This window comes from Exiguobacterium sp. s160 (assembly GCF_018617575.1).
Taxonomy (GTDB): domain Bacteria; phylum Bacillota; class Bacilli; order Exiguobacteriales; family Exiguobacteriaceae; genus Exiguobacterium; species Exiguobacterium aestuarii_A.
Genome location: NZ_JACSKK010000001.1, coordinates 1,150,545 through 1,167,977 on the forward strand (window position 1 = coordinate 1,150,545; position 17,433 = coordinate 1,167,977).

Sequence of the window (17,433 nt, forward strand, 5' to 3'; positions counted from 1 at the left end):
CGTTCTCCATTGTGAGAACGACTTTTTATACGTCATACAAGTTTTGTTTAACTCATCCTTTCGGCGACCCTGGTTTCCGCAGAGAGTCCCGGAGCCGCATCGCAAACATCGCTGCTGGGTCTCCGTCGGACTCTTATTCTGCAGGAGTCATGTCGCCACGGACGAGTCAAAACCTTGTACTCTCTTTTTTCGTTAGAATCTGAAATAAATAAACGGGTTAAAGCTACTCGCGACGACATACGAAATCGCAAAGATAAAGATGGTTGCCAAGAATCCGATTCGCATGAAGCCAGCCGTGTAGTTGACCCATAGTTTTCTACTGTTTTGTTCAAGCAAGAGCACCTTCTCGCCGAACCATTTCGGAATCGGTGTCGCAGCAATCATCGCAATCGATAGAATCACCCCGTATTGAACGAAGTAGAACATCGCTTCATGATCCCATACCGGTCCACCGTTCAAGTGGAACATCGCCGACAAGTACGAAAGCGCATATGGGAAGTTATCGGCTCGGAAGAAGACCCAGCCGATGATGACGACAAATAACGTGAACGCATGCGCAAGTGCCGCTGGGAGCGCTCTAAGCCAAGCACCGAGGAACGCTCGCTCCAACATGATGAATACGCCATAATAGGCGCCCCATGCGATAAAGGTCCAACTCGCACCGTGCCAGACACCGGTCAGTACCCAGACGACCGCTAAGTTACGATAGAGCTTCCACGCACTACCCCGATTCCCGCCGAGTGGGATGTATACGTAATCTCGGAACCAGCTACCGAGTGAGATATGCCAGCGCCGCCAAAATTCAGAGACGGACTTCGAGATGTACGGATAGTTGAAATTCTCGAGGAAGTGGAACCCAAACATCCGACCTAATCCGATGGCCATATCGGAATATCCGGAGAAGTCAAAGTAGATTTGGAGCGAATAGGCGATAATTCCAATCCAGGCGAGCCCCATCGACATGTTGTCTGTACTTTGTGAGAAAATCTGGTCCGCCACGTATCCGGCATTGTTCGCGAGAAGCATCTTTTTCGCCAAACCGATGACAAACCGTTGCACCCCACTCGCAAAGTCATCCATCGTCTCTTTACGATCATTGATTTCATCTGCGACTGTCTGGTAACGCACAATCGGTCCGGCAATCAACTGCGGGAACAAGGAGATGTATAAAGCAAGGTCGAGAGGGTTCCGTTGAACTTTCCCATCCTTCCGGTATACATCGATTACATAACTCATCGCTTGAAAGGTGAAGAAAGACACACCGATCGGGAGCGGAATTTTTGGGTCGGTCAATTCGAGTCCCGTGATGGCGTTCACGTTTTCGATGATGAAGCTCGTATATTTGAACACAGACAACAGGAGTACGTTGGCCGCGACCATGAGCCCGACGATCCACTTCGCTTTCTTCTTCTCTTCCCGATAGCGGTCAACATAGATTCCGAACAAATAGTTCATCACAATTGACGTCAACATGACGGCTGTATAAATCGGTTCTCCCCAAGCGTAAAACAAGAGACTGGCAATCAGCAGGATCGTGTTTTTCAAAAAACGTGGAGATACATAGTATAAGATCAAAACAATCGGTAAAAACCAAAATAAAAAAATCGTTGAACTGAAAAGCATGGATTCCCTCCTTTCTCAAAAAAGAATAGACTGCCCCGAGGGACAGTCTATCATCAATCAACGTGTGAAACGTTCGACGATTGCGTCGACGATTCGGCGTGACGCCTCCCCGTCCCCGTAAGGGTTAGACGCTTTTGCCATACTCTCATATGCGGCTTGATCCGATAACAACTCATCGGCGAGTCCGAAAATGACTTCTTCCTCGACTCCAGCGAGTTTCAACGTTCCTGCTGCAACGCCTTCCGGACGTTCTGTCGTGTCACGAAGAACGAGAACCGGTACACCGAGTGATGGTGCTTCTTCTTGTACGCCACCTGAATCCGTCAAGATGAGGTGCGAGCGTGATGCGTAGTTATGGAAATCAAAGACATCGAGCGGTTCAATCAAGTGAACGCGGTCTAAATCATTTAAGATTTCACCAGCAAGTTCGCGTACGATCGGGTTCATGTGAACCGGGTACACGACTTCGATGTCATCATACTTTTCAATCAAACGACGAACCGCGCGGAACATGTTGCGCATCGGCTCTCCAAGGTTTTCACGACGGTGTGCCGTCAAGAGGACGAGACGCTTGTCTTGACCCGTGATCTTGTTGAGCAATTCACTGTCGTAGTCATCTTGGACTGTCGTCTTCAAGGCATCGATTGCCGTATTCCCTGTTACGAAAATATCGGCTTCTTTCTTGTTCTCACGAAGCAAGTTTTCAGCTGATGTGTCCGTCGGAGCGAAATGAAGGTCTGCCATGACGCCTGTCAATTGACGGTTCATTTCCTCAGGGTAAGGTGAATACTTGTTGTATGTGCGAAGCCCTGCTTCTACGTGACCGATTGCAATCTGGTTATAGAATGCAGCGAGTGATGCCGCGAACGTCGTCGTCGTATCACCGTGAACGAGAACGATATCCGGTTTCGCTTCTTTCATGACTTCATCGAGTCCGTGAAGGACACGTGTCGTCACATCGAAGAGCGTTTGGTTTTTCTTCATCACGTCCAAATCATAGTCCGGTGTGATTTTGAAAAGTTGAAGGACTTGATCGAGCATCTCACGATGTTGAGCTGTGACGACGACAATCGGTTCGATCCCTTCACGTTGTTTGAGCTCTAACACGAGCGGGGCCATTTTGATAGCCTCAGGGCGTGTACCGAATACGGTCATAACTTTAATCATACAGATTCTCCTTTAAGCGTTTTTCGCGGCAAGATAATCGTCTCACCGACGTCATCCTGGTCCACAATCGTCGTACGTTGCGCCATCTTCTGTTGCTTGAATTCCGATTGACGCTTCGCATCCAACGTGCGGAACCATTTCAAGAATTTCATATACTCGTCTGCGACCTCATCCACGGGTCCATATTCGCGAATCTCTCCGTACTCGAGCCAGATGGCTTGTGTACAGAATTGACGCACTTGAGATACCGAGTGACTGATGAAGAAAATCGTCTTCCCTTGATCTTTGAACTCGTTCATCTTGACGAGACACCGATCGGTGAACGTTTGGTCCCCAACGGACAACGCTTCATCGATGACAAGGATATCAGGGTCGATGTTGATGGAGATGGCGAAGCCAAGACGTGACTTCATCCCACTCGAGTACGTTTTAACCGGTTGATCGATGAAATCGCCGATATCGGCAAACTCGATAATTTCCGGGGTAATGTCTTTGATTTGCTGCTTGTTCATCCCGAGCATGAGACATTTCAGTTCAATGTTCTCCATCCCCGTCAAATTACCGTTTAGTCCAGAGGAGATGGCAATCAATGACGGTTTGCCTCGAAGCTCGATCCGTCCGTGTGTCGGTGGAATCACGTCAGAGAGAAGGTTCGACATCGTCGATTTCCCAGAACCGTTAATCCCTAAAATCCCGACCACCTCTCCGGGCGGAACTTCGAACGTCACGTTACGAAGCGCATAAAACTGTTTCCCGTTCGCACGGTTGAACAAGACTTCTTTCAATTTGTCACTTTGCTTACGATACAACGTGTATCGCTTCGAGACATTTTCGAATTTGACTTGATAGCTCATACGTCACTGCTCCTTAAATATAGTCGATAAAGTAGCGACGGAAACGCACGTGAATCGCTGAACCAATGAGGAACGTCACGAGGGTGAAGCCCCAGAAGTAAAGACCATAAGTGAGATTTTGCATAATCCAATCCGTTCCGAGGAACATCGAGCGATAGCCTTCTACAAGGTAATAGAGCGGGTTGGCCATCAAAATCAATTCTAGCTTCCCGGACGGTTGCCAAAAAATCGGTAACAGATACAGCATCATCCGAATAATTTGTGACAGCAAATTTTGAAAATCTCGGATGATTGTGGCTAATGCGGAAGTCAACAATGCGAACGCATATAAAAACGCAAGCGCACTGATCAATAAGTACGGGAGGAACAAGATGTTCCATCCTTCACTGATCCCAAACGCCATCATTAAGATAAAGGCGATGACGACCATGGCCACGTGTCGGTATAGCTCCGACAAAATGACATAGGCCGGTATCGTACTGATTGGAAAACTCATCTTCGAGACGAGGGCAATCTTAGAAAAAACGGATCGAGATCCGCTGACAATGGCCGGTCCAAAGAAGAACCATGGCACAATCCCTGAGACGAGCCATGGTAAGAACGGGACATCCCCAACGTCTCGACCCGCACGTAAACCGAATCCGAAGACGAGCCAATAGATGGCGATTTGAATAATTGGTGTGATGATTTCCCACAAGTAGCCAAAATACTGCATCGAGTAACGACTTTTCGTTTCATAGACAGAGAGTCTCAAAATGAGATAGAGACTCTCCCAAAGTTCAATGAAAACTTGTTTCGATGCTTTGATCATATTGGGCACCTAACGGTTTAGGCCAACGTGACTTTCCCGTTGACGTAGTTGTAAAGGTTTCCGTAGTTTACAACGGCAAGGTCGCTGTCATCGGCCTTCACGATATTACGTGTGTCGAAGATCATTGGGCGACGCATCGCGCCGTTCAATTCTGCGAAGTCGAGTGCTTTGAACTCGTTGTGGTCAACGAGGACGAGGACGAGGTCCGCATCTTGGATCGCTTCTTCTTTCGAGACGAGGTCGAAATGTTTCGAAGAAGAGACTTCGACGTGTGGGTCGTGGACGGCTACGTTCATGCCGTCAGCGAGCATCAATTCGATGATGTCGACCGCTGGGCTTTCACGCATGTCGTCGACATTTCCTTTGTACGTTACGCCGAACGCCGCGATTTTCGCGTTGTCTTGTCCTGCGACGAGTTTCTTGACGTTCTCGACGACGTAAGCCGGCATCGATACGTTCGTGTCACGTGACAACTTGATGATCTTCGCGAGATCTGGTTGCTTCGCGACGATGAAGTATGGGTCGACCGCGAGACAGTGGCCACCTACACCTGGTCCTGGGCTATGCAAGTTAACGCGTGGGTGTTTGTTTGCCATCTCGATGACGTCAAGCACGTTGATATCGAGGGCGTTACATACTTTCGCGAGTTCGTTCGCGAGGGCGATGTTCACGTCACGGAATGTGTTTTCCATGAGTTTAGACATCTCTGCTGTTTTCGCATCCGTCTTGATGATTTCACCTTTGACGAACGTACCGTACACTTTTGCACCAGCTTCCGCACATGCTTCCGTGATTCCACCGACGATACGGTTGTTGTGAACGAGCTCATGCAAGATTTGTCCTGGAAGGACGCGCTCTGGGCAGTGTACGAGGAAGATGTCTTCGCCGACTGTGAATCCAGCAGCTTCAACGAGCGGCTTCACATGGTCGTCCATCGTACGTGGCTCGATTGTTGATTCCACGATGATGACGTTTCCTTTTTCAACGTGTGGAAGCACGCGTTTCGTTGCTTCAAGAACGTATGTGAGGTCACATGATTTGTGCTCGTCGTCGTTGTTTGGTGTCGGTACCGCGATGATGAACGCGTCCGCTTTTTCTGGCTCGAGTGACGCACGGAATTTACCGTTTGCGACAACTTCTTTCACGACTTCACCAAGACCTGGCTCTTCGATGTGAATCTCGCCACGGTTCAATTTATCCACGACGGACTGATGAATGTCCACACCGAGTACGTCTACGCCATACTGTGCGAAAACGGCTGATGTAGGGAGTCCGATATATCCTAATCCGATTGTACAAACTTTCATAATTGAAATAACCTCCATAGATTAGTGACACGTGTCACCGAATGTTGCAAAACATTTCATATTGTTTAGGATTTCACCAAAAATCAAACCCATTATACTCCCGATACGAATTGAGAAGCAATTACATTTTCATGACAATACTGTATTAACGGGATGGGACCGAGTAAGATTTTACACCTAAATGATGTTCTGTGCATAATGCGACGGCACGCACATCCCCACTACTATAACAAACTTCAGGCAATATTGACCAATTCGGTAGCGACATATTCGCAAACGTCAGTCGCTCAAATTGTTCATCCGTCACATGACTCCGCAGTTCTTGACGCGTATACGGCGCCATCAAATAGACGCGGATGACGACGTCTTCAGGGAATTCAGCAATGAGTGTGCCGGCTTCTTCGAGGCGTTCGCCGATGACGATCCCCCGTTCCGCTGCATGTTGATTCAAGATACTAAATGAAAAATAACGAAGCGCTGCTTCCCGCACCAACGTCCGGATATGATCGCGTTGTTCAGGAACCGTCTCATAAAATAAACTCATCATCGAGGTCTGAGCATCGATTTTTCGCTCGATGAAACGTCGAATCGAGGCTTCCTTCGTTGGAATGGCATCGAGCCGCTTGATGACAGAGAGTCGTTGGTCAACCGAGAAGTCTTGACTGACCGCTTGACGAGAGACAGAACGCTCTCGCACTTGGCGATAATAGATCGCATCCGTCCCAGAGGGCAATATCTTCACTTCAGGCGTATAGGTGGAGAACAGCGTTGAAAAATAAACGACATCTTCCCCGCTCCGCAAGGTCGGTTCGTAACGCACTTGTTTCGCATAGACAGCGGGGACAAGTTTACACGCGTTGAGCGTCAGGAGTTGTGACATTTGCTCGTATGTCGTCTCCTGTCCTGTCAGGCGTTCGAACTCCCGATGGAGCGGTGAAGGAAGTGCTTCGCCCGATGGACTACGGTCTTGAATATCGGCAATCACGATTCGATTCGGTAACGCTTGTTCGAATAGTCGCTCGACGTAAGTCGGGCTGAACGTATCGTCCTCGTCTAAAAACGTCACATACTGCCGTGTCGACGCATCAATGCCTTGATTGCGAGCGATGCTGACATTCGCCTCTTCGACTTCGAGACGGACGACGTCGACATCTTGACCGAACGACTCACTGACCGCTCGCAATGTCTCTCGGTTCGGACCGTTGAAGACCAGAACCCATTCAATCAATGAAGCATGGATCGTTTGGGCTTCTAGTGACGCAAGACAAGCACGCAACAATTCTTCCGAATCATGTGAAGCGACGATGACACTGACGCCGCGCTTGACGGAAGAACCGTCAAGCCAGTTCGGGGTCGGCATCGTCTCAAAGTGACGATTGACGGTCTGGACCCATGCCTTTTTCTCCAATTGGATGTCGTTTAGCTGTTCCTCATACGTTTTCATGATGGATTCCCTTCACGCTCAATCTTTGTGATGAGCTTACCGGCAAGCGGGATTGCTTTCGCACGTTCAATCACATGTTTCATCCGCTCCACTTCTTCCGTCATCGTCTTCACTTTGTTCTGCTCAGAAGTTGCCGTCTTCCGCCACTTTTCGGCGTTCGCTTGGGCTTGACGCAATTCTTTTTCGAGTTCTTTCATCTTTTGGACCGTGTTCTCTTTTCCTCGAATCTGTTTCGCGCCCTCTTCGAGCACTTCTTGTTTCAACGTTTCCATCTGGTCTGTCATCATTTGCAACTGCTCACGTAAAAAAGCATTCTCACGTTCTACATATTCAACTTGTTGACGTTCCATACTCGATGTCCTCAGCTTTCTATGTCCCATGCACCCATTCGGAGATGGACCGCATGTTGATCATTTTGGAATTTAATGGCGAGCTTCACATATTTGGCGTCTAACTCTTTCGGGACACGTTGTTGCAACGTGTTCACGCCCGTCCGAAGCGTTTGACCAAAGGCTGCCTTCTTCAAGTTTTTCTTCGCATCATATTGCATGATGTAGAGTTCGATCGGCGTGTCTTCGTCTGACAACAATTCAATCGTTCCCGACACTTGGATGAAAGGTGCGTTCCCGAGCGTCGCGTCCTTTAAGAACTCACTCGATGGAGGTGAACTGAAGCTCTGGTTGAAGAGCTGGATATATCCATTCTCTCCATGTAACGGCTCGACGTCGACCTCTGCCTTGAATTGATTCTCTCTCAGGCTAAACAACTCTGTGTTGAAGGGGACAAAATAGTGATAGATGAACGGTTTGATCGTCACCAATCGCGGTTGGTGCGCTTCTGGAATCTCCAGTTCGACCTGTTCCGCTTCAATCGCCGTCTCTTCCAACAAATGCGACCAGTTTTGCGCCGTCCAGTCATTCCAAATGGACACGACCTGATGGTTCGGCTTGTCGCCCTTCGGCATCGCTTGGCGAACCGAGTCTTCCACATGAAGGAGCTCATGCATCCGTTCGACTTGGCTCGGCACGACCGCATCGAGCATCAACCGCCAGTTCAGTGGCGCCGGCGTGACGGTCGGTAAGAGCGGTGAATCGCTCCAGGCGAAACTCTCTTTGACCAGATGTGGAGGCGTAGGGCCGAACACTTCATCGAAGGCGACCTTCATGAGGTGACCTTGTCGTTTCAGTTCATATGGTGCTTCTAGAATATGGCGTAGCACGTCACGGTCGAACAGTGGTTGAACGAGCAACATCTCATCCATGAAGCCTTGTCGTGCATACGCATGGAAGTGCTCCACTTTCAACTCGAACCACGCCGCCTCGAGACGTCCGCTCCAATCCCGGTCTTCGTACGTGTCAAACAATCGTTCCAGCATCGCCTCTACTTGTTCGCGCTCTGCTTCACCAAACCCTTCGAACGGACGAATCGCCCGTCTCGAGAGCTGTTGTTTCGCTTCATGCTCATCCATCGTCTCTTTTAAGAAAATATGCTTACCGTAAAGCCAGTCTGAACCGTGTTTCCCGATTTCAACGTAGTCCGTATCACGTGCCCGTCCAGTCGGAATCGACTCATACGAGCTCAAGTTTCCTTCTGTCACATCGAACGACTGTGCCACTCGCTTCGATAACGACAAGTGGAGATCAGTCACAGGCGGCTCCGCCTCGACAAGTTCGGCTTCCTCAAATAATTGGCGTGCCAGTTCTGCTTCGTTTCCATCTAATGAAGGAACGTGAAGGCGCACCGTCCTCCCTGCTTCGAGTGTAAGTTTCGTGAAGACGAGGTCAAACGCCGAACCCGCAAACGGAAGATTCACTGTTTGATAAGGCGGAATCGATTGACGTAACGCCTTGATCCATGTCGCATCAAAATCTTCCCGTAACGTGTTCGTTCCCATCGGCAGGTCGTCCCATTTTTCGATGGTCACGTCCCCGTCTTTGACAGTGAGACGCTCGCCTGCTGCGAGTCGCTTCACGCCTTCGATACGGGTGTTACGTCCAAAGACATGACCGACAAACCGCATTTGCGAGACGGATTCAGACGACACTTCCGTTTTACCGGCCCGTTCTGCCACTTGACGGAGCGATGTACCGACGACGACAGGGTTCATCGTGTAGTAGACCGGAATGACGTTATTGAATGGGACCGACACGGTGAACGTCTCTTCGAATTGAAGGGAGATATAGTGACCGTGTGGCTCGTCACGTGTTGCGTCAAACCAGCCGATGCGTGCATCGAGCGGTTCTTTCGACAACACATGGGTCACCCCGTCACGCTCTGTCAACTCGACGTGTCGGGTAGTGGCTTCATACAAAAAATAACTCATGGGATGCTCCCCTTCTCTTTGTTTTCAAAAGAAGCAAACCCGCGATGGCGGGCTTGCTGATTATGAATGGACGGCATTCAGTTCTGCTAGTAAGAGCTCCTCTAATTTTGGAGCGAGCGTTTCAATCGCGAAATGATGATGCGCATACGCTTTATAGGCCTCTGTCGCTTCCAAGAGACGCGCTGAATCCCCTTTGAACGAACGGATGATGTCGACGCCTTCTAACACGTTTTCCATCAACACATCGTCCGGATAGATTGTCTCACTTCCCGTCCAATGACGGATGATCGGATACGTACCAGACGTCATCGCTTCAGCCGGTGCCAAGTGGAAACTTTCTAAGTCACTCGTCGACAGCACGAAGCCGATTTTCGTCAACCATTCAGGAACGTCATCTCCGTGTCCATCGAAGCGGACGCTCTCTTTGAAGATTGGTTGCTCCAATCGTTCGAGCAAGCGGTCGTAGTAGGCACGCTCGTCTTCTCGCTTGTTGATCCAGTAGATGTCGTTTGGATGATGGCCTTTGATAAAGAGTTTGTATCGTGGGTCATCTTGTAACAACGTTTCGAGCATATCGAGCGCGAGATCGAGACGCTTCAATTTCGGGTTGACCCCGATCATACCTAAGTGGAACGTCAAGTCTTCCGTTTCTTTCGGTTGGACGAGACGCTTCCCGTCGACCGCGTTATAAATCATCGTCATCTTGTGACGCGGGATGCGGAAGAGACGATACATCTCCTCAAGCATATATGGCGACACTAAAATGATGCGGTCGATGTTATGAAGGTTGTATTCACGTGGGAACGGGGTTTCTTTCTCTTGGCGGTGGATGCGGACGATCATCGTCTGGTGCGGCTTCTTATGATGCGAGTACCAGACGGCATTCCCGAGACCCCATTCACAGAAGATGATGTCTGCTTGCTCGAGACATGCCTTACTGTGATTCACGTCATGAATCTTATGTCCTTCCCATTGGTCAATCAAGACGTTGAAGCGCGGGTTGTTCTGGAAGTAGTCCATGAACAGGCGCAAGAATTTGAAGTCATGACCAGCGAAGAGAAGATTAATCTTTTTCATCGACCAAAGCTCGTCACGAAGACGTGCATACGTGTTACTGAACGTGTAATACTGCGACATCTCATAGAGACGCTTCGCCGCTTCAGCGTACACCTCTTCGTCCGTAAGTGCGAGATGCGCCTTCTCAATGAATGCTTCTTCCGAGTTGACGAAGAGCGGATAGTCTTCCCCGAGAATGAGTTCGTGCATCGGGTTACGGTTCAAGAGGACCGGTTTACCGAGCGAACCGTATTCAAGTAATTTCGTCGAAAGCTCAAGACTTGCGTCGAGTTCAGGGTGACGCCAGGATACACCGATCGCACTACGGTCGATGAGCGTCTCGACGTCCGCACGCGGAATGCCTTTCAACCAATGAATCCCCTCTTCTGATTTCAGACGCGCTAACGTCTCTTGTTTGAAGTTCGGGTTGTTCGGGTCTTGGTTGAACTTGTCGCCCGCAATATGGAGCTCGGCCGGATACGTCTCGCGTAACTTCGCGAACGCGTCTAAAATCTCGGTCGTGTACCAAAGCGGCGCGAACTTTCCTGTATAGACAAGGCGGTCGTTCGGTTTCGTGAACGTCGGCTGCGTCCCTTTCCCATTCGGAATCATCGGATTCAAAATCAAGAACGGGCGGTCTGTCGGCAAGAACGACTCGAAGTATGTCTTCATCGCCTCGGTTTGACAAAGCATACGAGCCGAACGCGACGCAATCTGACAAAGGCGTGCGAGTTCTTCTTCCGACGCTTGTGTATGGTCGTGTGTGAAGTCCGTGATATATGTCCATGTCTTCGCCATCGTCTGTTCATATTGAGACAAATCATACGCCAACTGGAATCCACGGACGAACGCCAAGTCATAACCGTCTTTTGTCATCAGCTCATCGATCACTTGTGCCGCCTCATCCGCTTGAAGAACGCCACGTTCGTGATAAGGCATCCCTTTCTTCGGTGAGTTCGCTCCGAACAAGTCGATGAAGCGAACGTTCGGCAACTCTTTGATGCCCGCCGTGACTTCTGGTTTGGTGATCGAGCGTTTGAGGAGGACATCGACGTGAATCGATGGGTCCTGCTTCAACATCGAGACGACGGAAGTCAGCCAGATGGCCGACCCGTCAATCAAGTTTAAGTTGACATCCCCATAAAGGAGGACGCGAAGTGGTGTCGTCATAATTGTACCTCCTGAGCGACTGCTGTTGGCATCTCGCTCCCTGCTTTTACATATTGATACGGGTCTGTACTAAAGATTCGTTCACCGGATTGAGCCAACTCTTTCAGCGTCGCGTCTGTCGCGAGAACATCAAGCGCTTCCCGGACGCTATAGAAGCGGAGAACGTCCGGCTTCATGATCGAACGTGAAGGAGTCGCGTCAAACACATAGCGATATGTGCCATCCGAATCGACCTTTTCGAGCGTATCGTTCCAAGTGAAGTAGTCCTCTTTCGTCAAAATGTTCGCTTCCGCATAGCGCGTCGCCAACATGTAGTCGGAGATGTAAGAAGGACCATAGTAATCTGCCGTCTGAATGTAGGCCATCCAATCAAACCCGTCCATGATTTCAGACAAGGCGTTGTACTGCGGCAAATAGCTGAGCATGAATGTCGAGATATCCTCGGTGTTGTATGTTTCGTATACGTCTAAATGTCCTTCGAACTTGTCGAGGAAGACGACGAGATGTTTGTGCTCATAATCTTGTGCACGGAACGTGTCGACGACACGGTTCATCTCTTCTGTCGAGCGGACGAATGCGACGAGCGCGACTTTCGGATGGTCGACGCGATACGGGAGACCGATCGTGCTGACGACTTGTGCGAGACGTTGCGTGTACGTGTGGTTCTTGAGCACGTGACGCATGCCACCCATCGCTACGTCCTCATAGAACGCATCGTCAGTGAGCAGTTTACGGAATGTCTCTTCGAGCATCTCATCGCCCTCATCAAGGAAGACATAATCGCCGAGCATCTGTTTAACACCGACCGAACGCGTACTGACGACCGGTGTCGCACACGCGAGTCCTTCAAAGACACGGCGCGAGAACATCGTCGGTGAATCGTTGACCGAGTTGACGTTCAGCATGACTTTGAAGCCCTTATACGCTTTGGCGATTTGATTATATTTCAAGCTACCGCGGATTGATTGCCGGAACTGTTCAGGGAACTGAAGCTGGTCCGTCTCGCCGCGCTGGTTCATCTCGTAGTTACGGTCATAGATGACGAGACCGTACTTGTCAGCAGCTGCGAACAAACGATCCATGTCGATTCGACGCGACTCGTGACGGTTGGCATAATAAGAGCCTGCGAAACAAGCGTACGGTTCACGTGTTCCCGGAAGGCGGATCGGGTTATGCTCTTTCGGCTGTGCCGCAAACGGCAATGCGCCGACACGGTCATGCCCACAATCGCGCTTATAGTTCTCGAGGATGTTCGCATCCGTCGTATAGACGAAGTCGAAGCGTTTCGCCGTCTCGATGAAGCGATCGTAGTGAATCGGATCCTCTTTGTTCCAGAAGACGGTCGGGACGTTGTTCAGACGGCACCAGTCAAGAAGTGCATCGAGGTCTTCCCACGTGTTCGTCCCATACTTGACGATCTTCTTCTCCCACGTCTTGTCGTTCCCTTTCCATGCGGATTCGACCATGAGGAAGTCAGGCTGGCGGTCAGCCAAGACGGCTGGCCAATCGTCTGGTGAGAAGGTGATCAACTCACACTCCGGACGATACGATGCCGTCGTGAACTCATCGAAGATGGCCGCGACTTTCATCTCATGCAACTCACGTGGTGTCGTCTCAAACAGACGTGCCTCACGTGGGTCCACCCATTCCGGTACTTGTGTACGGTCGGTGATAATTTCTTCACTGACGCGGATGCCTGTGACGAGTGTCTCACCTTGTCCATCCACACGAAGGGCGAAACGGAGGTAGCGGACATCTTTTCCGAACTCGAAAATCTTCTCGCTACCGAGTTGGACTTGTTGCATCGACAATCGTTCTGTCAGCGAGTACGAAATGATATAAAGGACGACGCCTGTGTTCGCACCGAGCTCGCCATCGACTGTGACGCGATAGCGATGGTTCGGTCGGACCGTATACGGATTCTCTTTCGGGAGAACCGTGAAGCGGTTATTCGTCTCCATATAAGAAACATAACGGCGCACGTCTGGCTCGATGTCCAAGACAAGACGAAGACCGTTCGGATCTTGTTTCAATTTAATCGACTCCGGTGTCGGAATCGTCCAATATGTCGGATCTAAATCGAACTGTTCCGTACGACGGACGCTGTTCTCACGGATGACACCAAGCTTAAGGTCTGAGATTGCCCCATCGCCGTAGAAGCGGATGAAGTAACGGACCGACTCGTGGCTAGGTGTCAGGCTCAAGACGTTACTGAAGCCGAGTGGCACTTCAATCAGTTGATCGCGCTCACCGTGTGCATACGTCGCCACAAACAATGTCGCTTTCGCCGTTTGAGACGCATCTCCTTTTAAATAGAAACGATAGACATAGTCGTCCATATCGGCAAGCGAGAAGTCGATCCCGCGCTTCGTATCCACGTGTGGAAGAGCCGCTTCTTGCACACCGTAATGCTCGTACTGGCTACCTTGTCCTGTCACGATGATGGCCTCGTCTGAAAAGTCGACAATGCGTCCAACAGGAGAAATCAATTCAAGCGTTGAGGCATCAAGCTCGATCATCGCGTCAAAGTCGGCATCGGCAACGGCACTACCCATCCCTTCCACGTTCCACAGCGGTTGGCCATCAACGAGGAGTGATTGGATGAGGGCGCGCCCCTTACCTTGTGTTTGAATGACGAAGCGTGTCTTCGTCTCGTTTTCGCGAAGGGCGACCGTCGTGCGGACACCGTCACTTACACGGACGACACGTGTCCGTTCTTCGTCGTTATACAACATCACGAGTAGCGTGACTTCGATGTCACCACTCTTTTCAACGTTCAAGCTCGCGTCAAATTCACGAATCGACGGATTGAGCTGGAACGAATCCGGGCCAGGGACGCCGCGGAACGACGAGGCACGTTCGCCATACGTCAAAAATTGCTTCTCAGCCATCGTTGAAACGAGCGCTGCACCATCGAGTTCGTAGTTTGCAGATGTACGTGCGTACCAAGATGGGACGACCTCGACGAACTGTCTCGTCTGGACTTGCGTCTGTGTCCCTTTCATCAACCGACGACCGATGCGTTTGCCGCGCTGCATGCCTAGGTAGACACCGCGTTTCACTTTTCGTTTCCAACTCATGGGGGTTCCTCCAAATTCATTATGGCATCGTTTTCTCTTTAGCCGATGCCCTGTTATTTGAAACATCACGTTTCGACACCCATTGATTATAGCAAACGCTCAATTCAAAAGGCAAAATCAACTGAATGACAAATCGAATACAAAGAGGACATATTGTTTGTTTCGATTGAATTCACAACAAAAATCAGGACACCCGTAAAGGATGTCCTGATTGAACCATCTTATTTTGCTACGTCGACGATACGACCTTCAACCGTTGGTGTGATCTCACCAAGGTCAAGCATGTGGTCGCGGAGGTTTTCCCAGTCGCTAAGACCGAGGTCCGTTACACGTGCATCTTTGAATGCCGCTTCGAACTCGACATAGTTGTCGCCGCCCGTTGCTGTGTAGTAGTTCGTCGCAACTTTGTACATACCGTTCGGATCGATGGCAACATCCGTCGTTCCGTTGTTGTATGTCACTTTTACGATACGCTCGTTTGCTGGCTTCGAGCTGTCGAACTCGACTTTCAATCCTGATACTTGGAGGAAGCCGCCGCTCTCACGTGGGTAAACACTCACGCTGCGCTCGAGTGCCGCAAGCAATTCAGAACCTTTGAGGTTCATAACAGCAAGTGTGTTACCGAACGGAAGGACCGTGATGACTTCACCTGTCGTGACAGGACCTGCGTCGATGCTTGAACGAATACCACCTGAGTTTTGAACTGCCGCGATGATGTCTGCATCGTAGTCTTTCGCTTTCGCGAGCATACCGTCTGCGATCAAGTTACCGAGAGCTGTCTCTTGCTTACGTACACTTGTTGCTGCGATGTCGCCTTCGTCACGTGGGTTTTCAAGTGCCGCTGTCAACGTGACACCGATTGGGTCGTTGCTGATCTTGTCGACATCTTCTTTAAATGGTGCGAGAAGTGAGACCGCACGAGCGTCTGGCTCGAGCGTTTTCACGTCAATCAACTTACCAGCATGCGAAACGATTTTTCCGTCTTTGTCGAACTCGACGTCAAGCGTACCGAGGAACTCACTGTACTGGAAGGCTTGGACGATGAGTGTCGGCTCTGTTTTATTTTCTGAGATGACGACAGGTGCGCTCAAGCGTGAATGCGTGTGCCCACCGATGATGACATCGATGCCGTCAACATGTTCAGCAAGAAGCAAGTCGTTGTCGACTGTCGGGTTGTCGTTGTAACCAAGGTGTGAGACCGCGACGATTTGATGAATCCCCATGTCTTCGAACGCCTTGACCGCTTTCTTCGCCTCATCGATATAGTTTTGGAACTTGATTGGACCTGGGCTAGCGATGTCAGCCGTTTCTTCTGTCGTCAAACCGAAGAATCCGACTTTCTTCCCGTCAACCACTTTGATGACACCTTCATAGAGACGACCATTGTAAGCCTTCTCTGTCGTTTCATCGCGGTACAAGTTCTTCATGTATTGGTCGCCAGAATAATCGACGTTCGAGCTGACGAACGGGAAGTTCGCATAACGAACGAATTGTGACAACTCTTTATGTCCTTCTTCAGTTCCGAGGTCGAACTCGTGGTTACCTGGTACCATCAAGTCATACTTCATGTAGTTCATCAACTTGAGGTCAGCTTGTCCTTTGAACTCGTTGAAGTAAAGCGAACCAGAGAAGACGTCTCCCGCATCGATCAACAAGCTATCTGGTTTTTCAGCACGAACTTGTTTGACAGCTGTCGCACGGTTCGGAGCGTATTTGAGCGCCGCGTGCGTATCGTTCGTATGCATGATTGAGAGGTCGTATCCTTCTACTTTATAAGGAACGTCAAGTGTCACAGTGCGGCCTTTATGAGTGTAAGAAGCCGTCGCCACGAACTCACCAATCTTGTCTGTCGAAAGGTTCGTCCACTTCACCGGTTGACGGAGGACACGGTCGACGAATTGGATTTGAAGCGTGTTCAACTGGCCAGTCAATTGCTCACCGTGTTTGAACGTCCAGTCCCCTTTTGGAGGAATGATTGCTTTCGGATAGTTAATGACGCGTACTTTTTTCTCGAAGTACTGATTCTTCCATTTAATGTATCCTTTAGCAACTTGATATGTACCGAGTTTGTCCATGTCGACTGTCGATTTGTACCAATAGATTTTGTTACCTTGATACGTTTTGTCGAGCGCTGCGTCAAGATCCCCGTCTGTGACGAACGCCGCCTTCAACTTGATTGTCTTTTTGGCCGGAGCCGCTTCTGTCACGACCGCCGGGGCGATCACCGATGCCGTGAGCGTTGCTGCGAGCATTCCTTGATAGAACTTGAGTGTTTTCGAGTTCAACATGCAGATATTCCTCCTTTGAATATGTATGAGTCGACCGTACCGAAGTCACACCCTCGATTTTGACCTCTACTGACAGATGTCTGACATCAAGCCAATGGAAGCGATTACAAAACCTATATAGACTTCATCTTTAAAGATACGTAATCTCACAAAATAACACAATTACTTTTCTGTAAATATTTCGTTATTTCTTGCCGGAATTGAAAAAGAAGATACCAATTTGAACTGAACCAAAAAAGTTAGACACTAAATAATTTTGTTAAGCGACTTTTAGAACCTGCGTCCGGTATTCAACCGGGCTCAGGTTTTT

Annotated in this window: 11 protein-coding genes; all 11 read right to left on the reverse strand. The window is 49.8% G+C overall.

Going from position 1 to position 17,433, the window contains the following annotated elements:
* Window positions 1-192 precede the first annotated feature (192 nt).
* The 11 genes from KNO86_RS05895 to KNO86_RS05945 all read right to left on the reverse strand — a co-directional run bounded on the left by KNO86_RS05895 (window position 193) and on the right by KNO86_RS05945 (window position 17,123).
* Window positions 193-1,623 (reverse strand): MBOAT family O-acyltransferase, encoded by a 1,431-nt coding sequence (locus tag KNO86_RS05895; RefSeq protein WP_214693925.1) that lies wholly within the window; start codon window positions 1,621-1,623, stop codon window positions 193-195.
* Window positions 1,624-1,680: 57 nt separating this feature from the next.
* Window positions 1,681-2,790: a non-hydrolyzing UDP-N-acetylglucosamine 2-epimerase gene (wecB, locus tag KNO86_RS05900; RefSeq protein WP_074036365.1), complete on the reverse strand. Its 1,110-nt coding sequence runs from the start codon at window positions 2,788-2,790 to the stop codon at window positions 1,681-1,683.
* Window positions 2,787-3,644, reverse strand: coding sequence for a teichoic acids export ABC transporter ATP-binding subunit TagH (tagH, locus tag KNO86_RS05905; RefSeq protein ID WP_214693933.1), 858 nt, complete (start codon window positions 3,642-3,644; stop codon window positions 2,787-2,789). Before tagH ends, wecB begins: the two co-directional genes overlap by 4 nt.
* Before the next feature lie 13 nt (window positions 3,645-3,657).
* On the reverse strand, window positions 3,658-4,455 hold the full coding sequence (locus tag KNO86_RS05910) for an ABC transporter permease (RefSeq protein WP_214693935.1): 798 nt from the start codon (window positions 4,453-4,455) through the stop codon (window positions 3,658-3,660).
* Window positions 4,456-4,472: 17 nt separating this feature from the next.
* Window positions 4,473-5,762 (reverse strand): nucleotide sugar dehydrogenase, encoded by a 1,290-nt coding sequence (locus KNO86_RS05915; protein WP_074036359.1) that lies wholly within the window; start codon window positions 5,760-5,762, stop codon window positions 4,473-4,475.
* A 145-nt stretch (window positions 5,763-5,907) separates the two neighbouring features.
* A complete protein-coding gene (locus KNO86_RS05920) occupies window positions 5,908-7,206 on the reverse strand; it encodes a glycosyltransferase family A protein (RefSeq protein WP_214693938.1) in 1,299 nt (432 codons plus the stop codon).
* Window positions 7,203-7,556, reverse strand: coding sequence for a hypothetical protein (locus tag KNO86_RS05925; protein ID WP_214693940.1), 354 nt, complete (start codon window positions 7,554-7,556; stop codon window positions 7,203-7,205). The genes KNO86_RS05920 and KNO86_RS05925 overlap by 4 nt, the downstream gene beginning before the upstream one ends.
* Before the next feature lie 11 nt (window positions 7,557-7,567).
* Window positions 7,568-9,529 carry a hypothetical protein gene (locus KNO86_RS05930; protein WP_214693942.1) on the reverse strand — a complete coding sequence of 654 codons (1,962 nt, stop codon included), beginning with the start codon at window positions 9,527-9,529 and terminating at the stop codon, window positions 7,568-7,570.
* Window positions 9,530-9,589: 60 nt separating this feature from the next.
* Window positions 9,590-11,755: a glycosyltransferase gene (locus KNO86_RS05935; RefSeq protein WP_214693944.1), complete on the reverse strand. Its 2,166-nt coding sequence runs from the start codon at window positions 11,753-11,755 to the stop codon at window positions 9,590-9,592.
* A complete protein-coding gene (locus KNO86_RS05940; RefSeq protein ID WP_214693946.1) occupies window positions 11,752-14,835 on the reverse strand; it encodes a CgeB family protein in 3,084 nt (1,027 codons plus the stop codon). Before KNO86_RS05940 ends, KNO86_RS05935 begins: the two co-directional genes overlap by 4 nt.
* Before the next feature lie 221 nt (window positions 14,836-15,056).
* On the reverse strand, window positions 15,057-17,123 hold the full coding sequence (locus KNO86_RS05945; protein ID WP_214693948.1) for a bifunctional metallophosphatase/5'-nucleotidase: 2,067 nt from the start codon (window positions 17,121-17,123) through the stop codon (window positions 15,057-15,059).
* Window positions 17,124-17,433 lie beyond the last annotated feature (310 nt).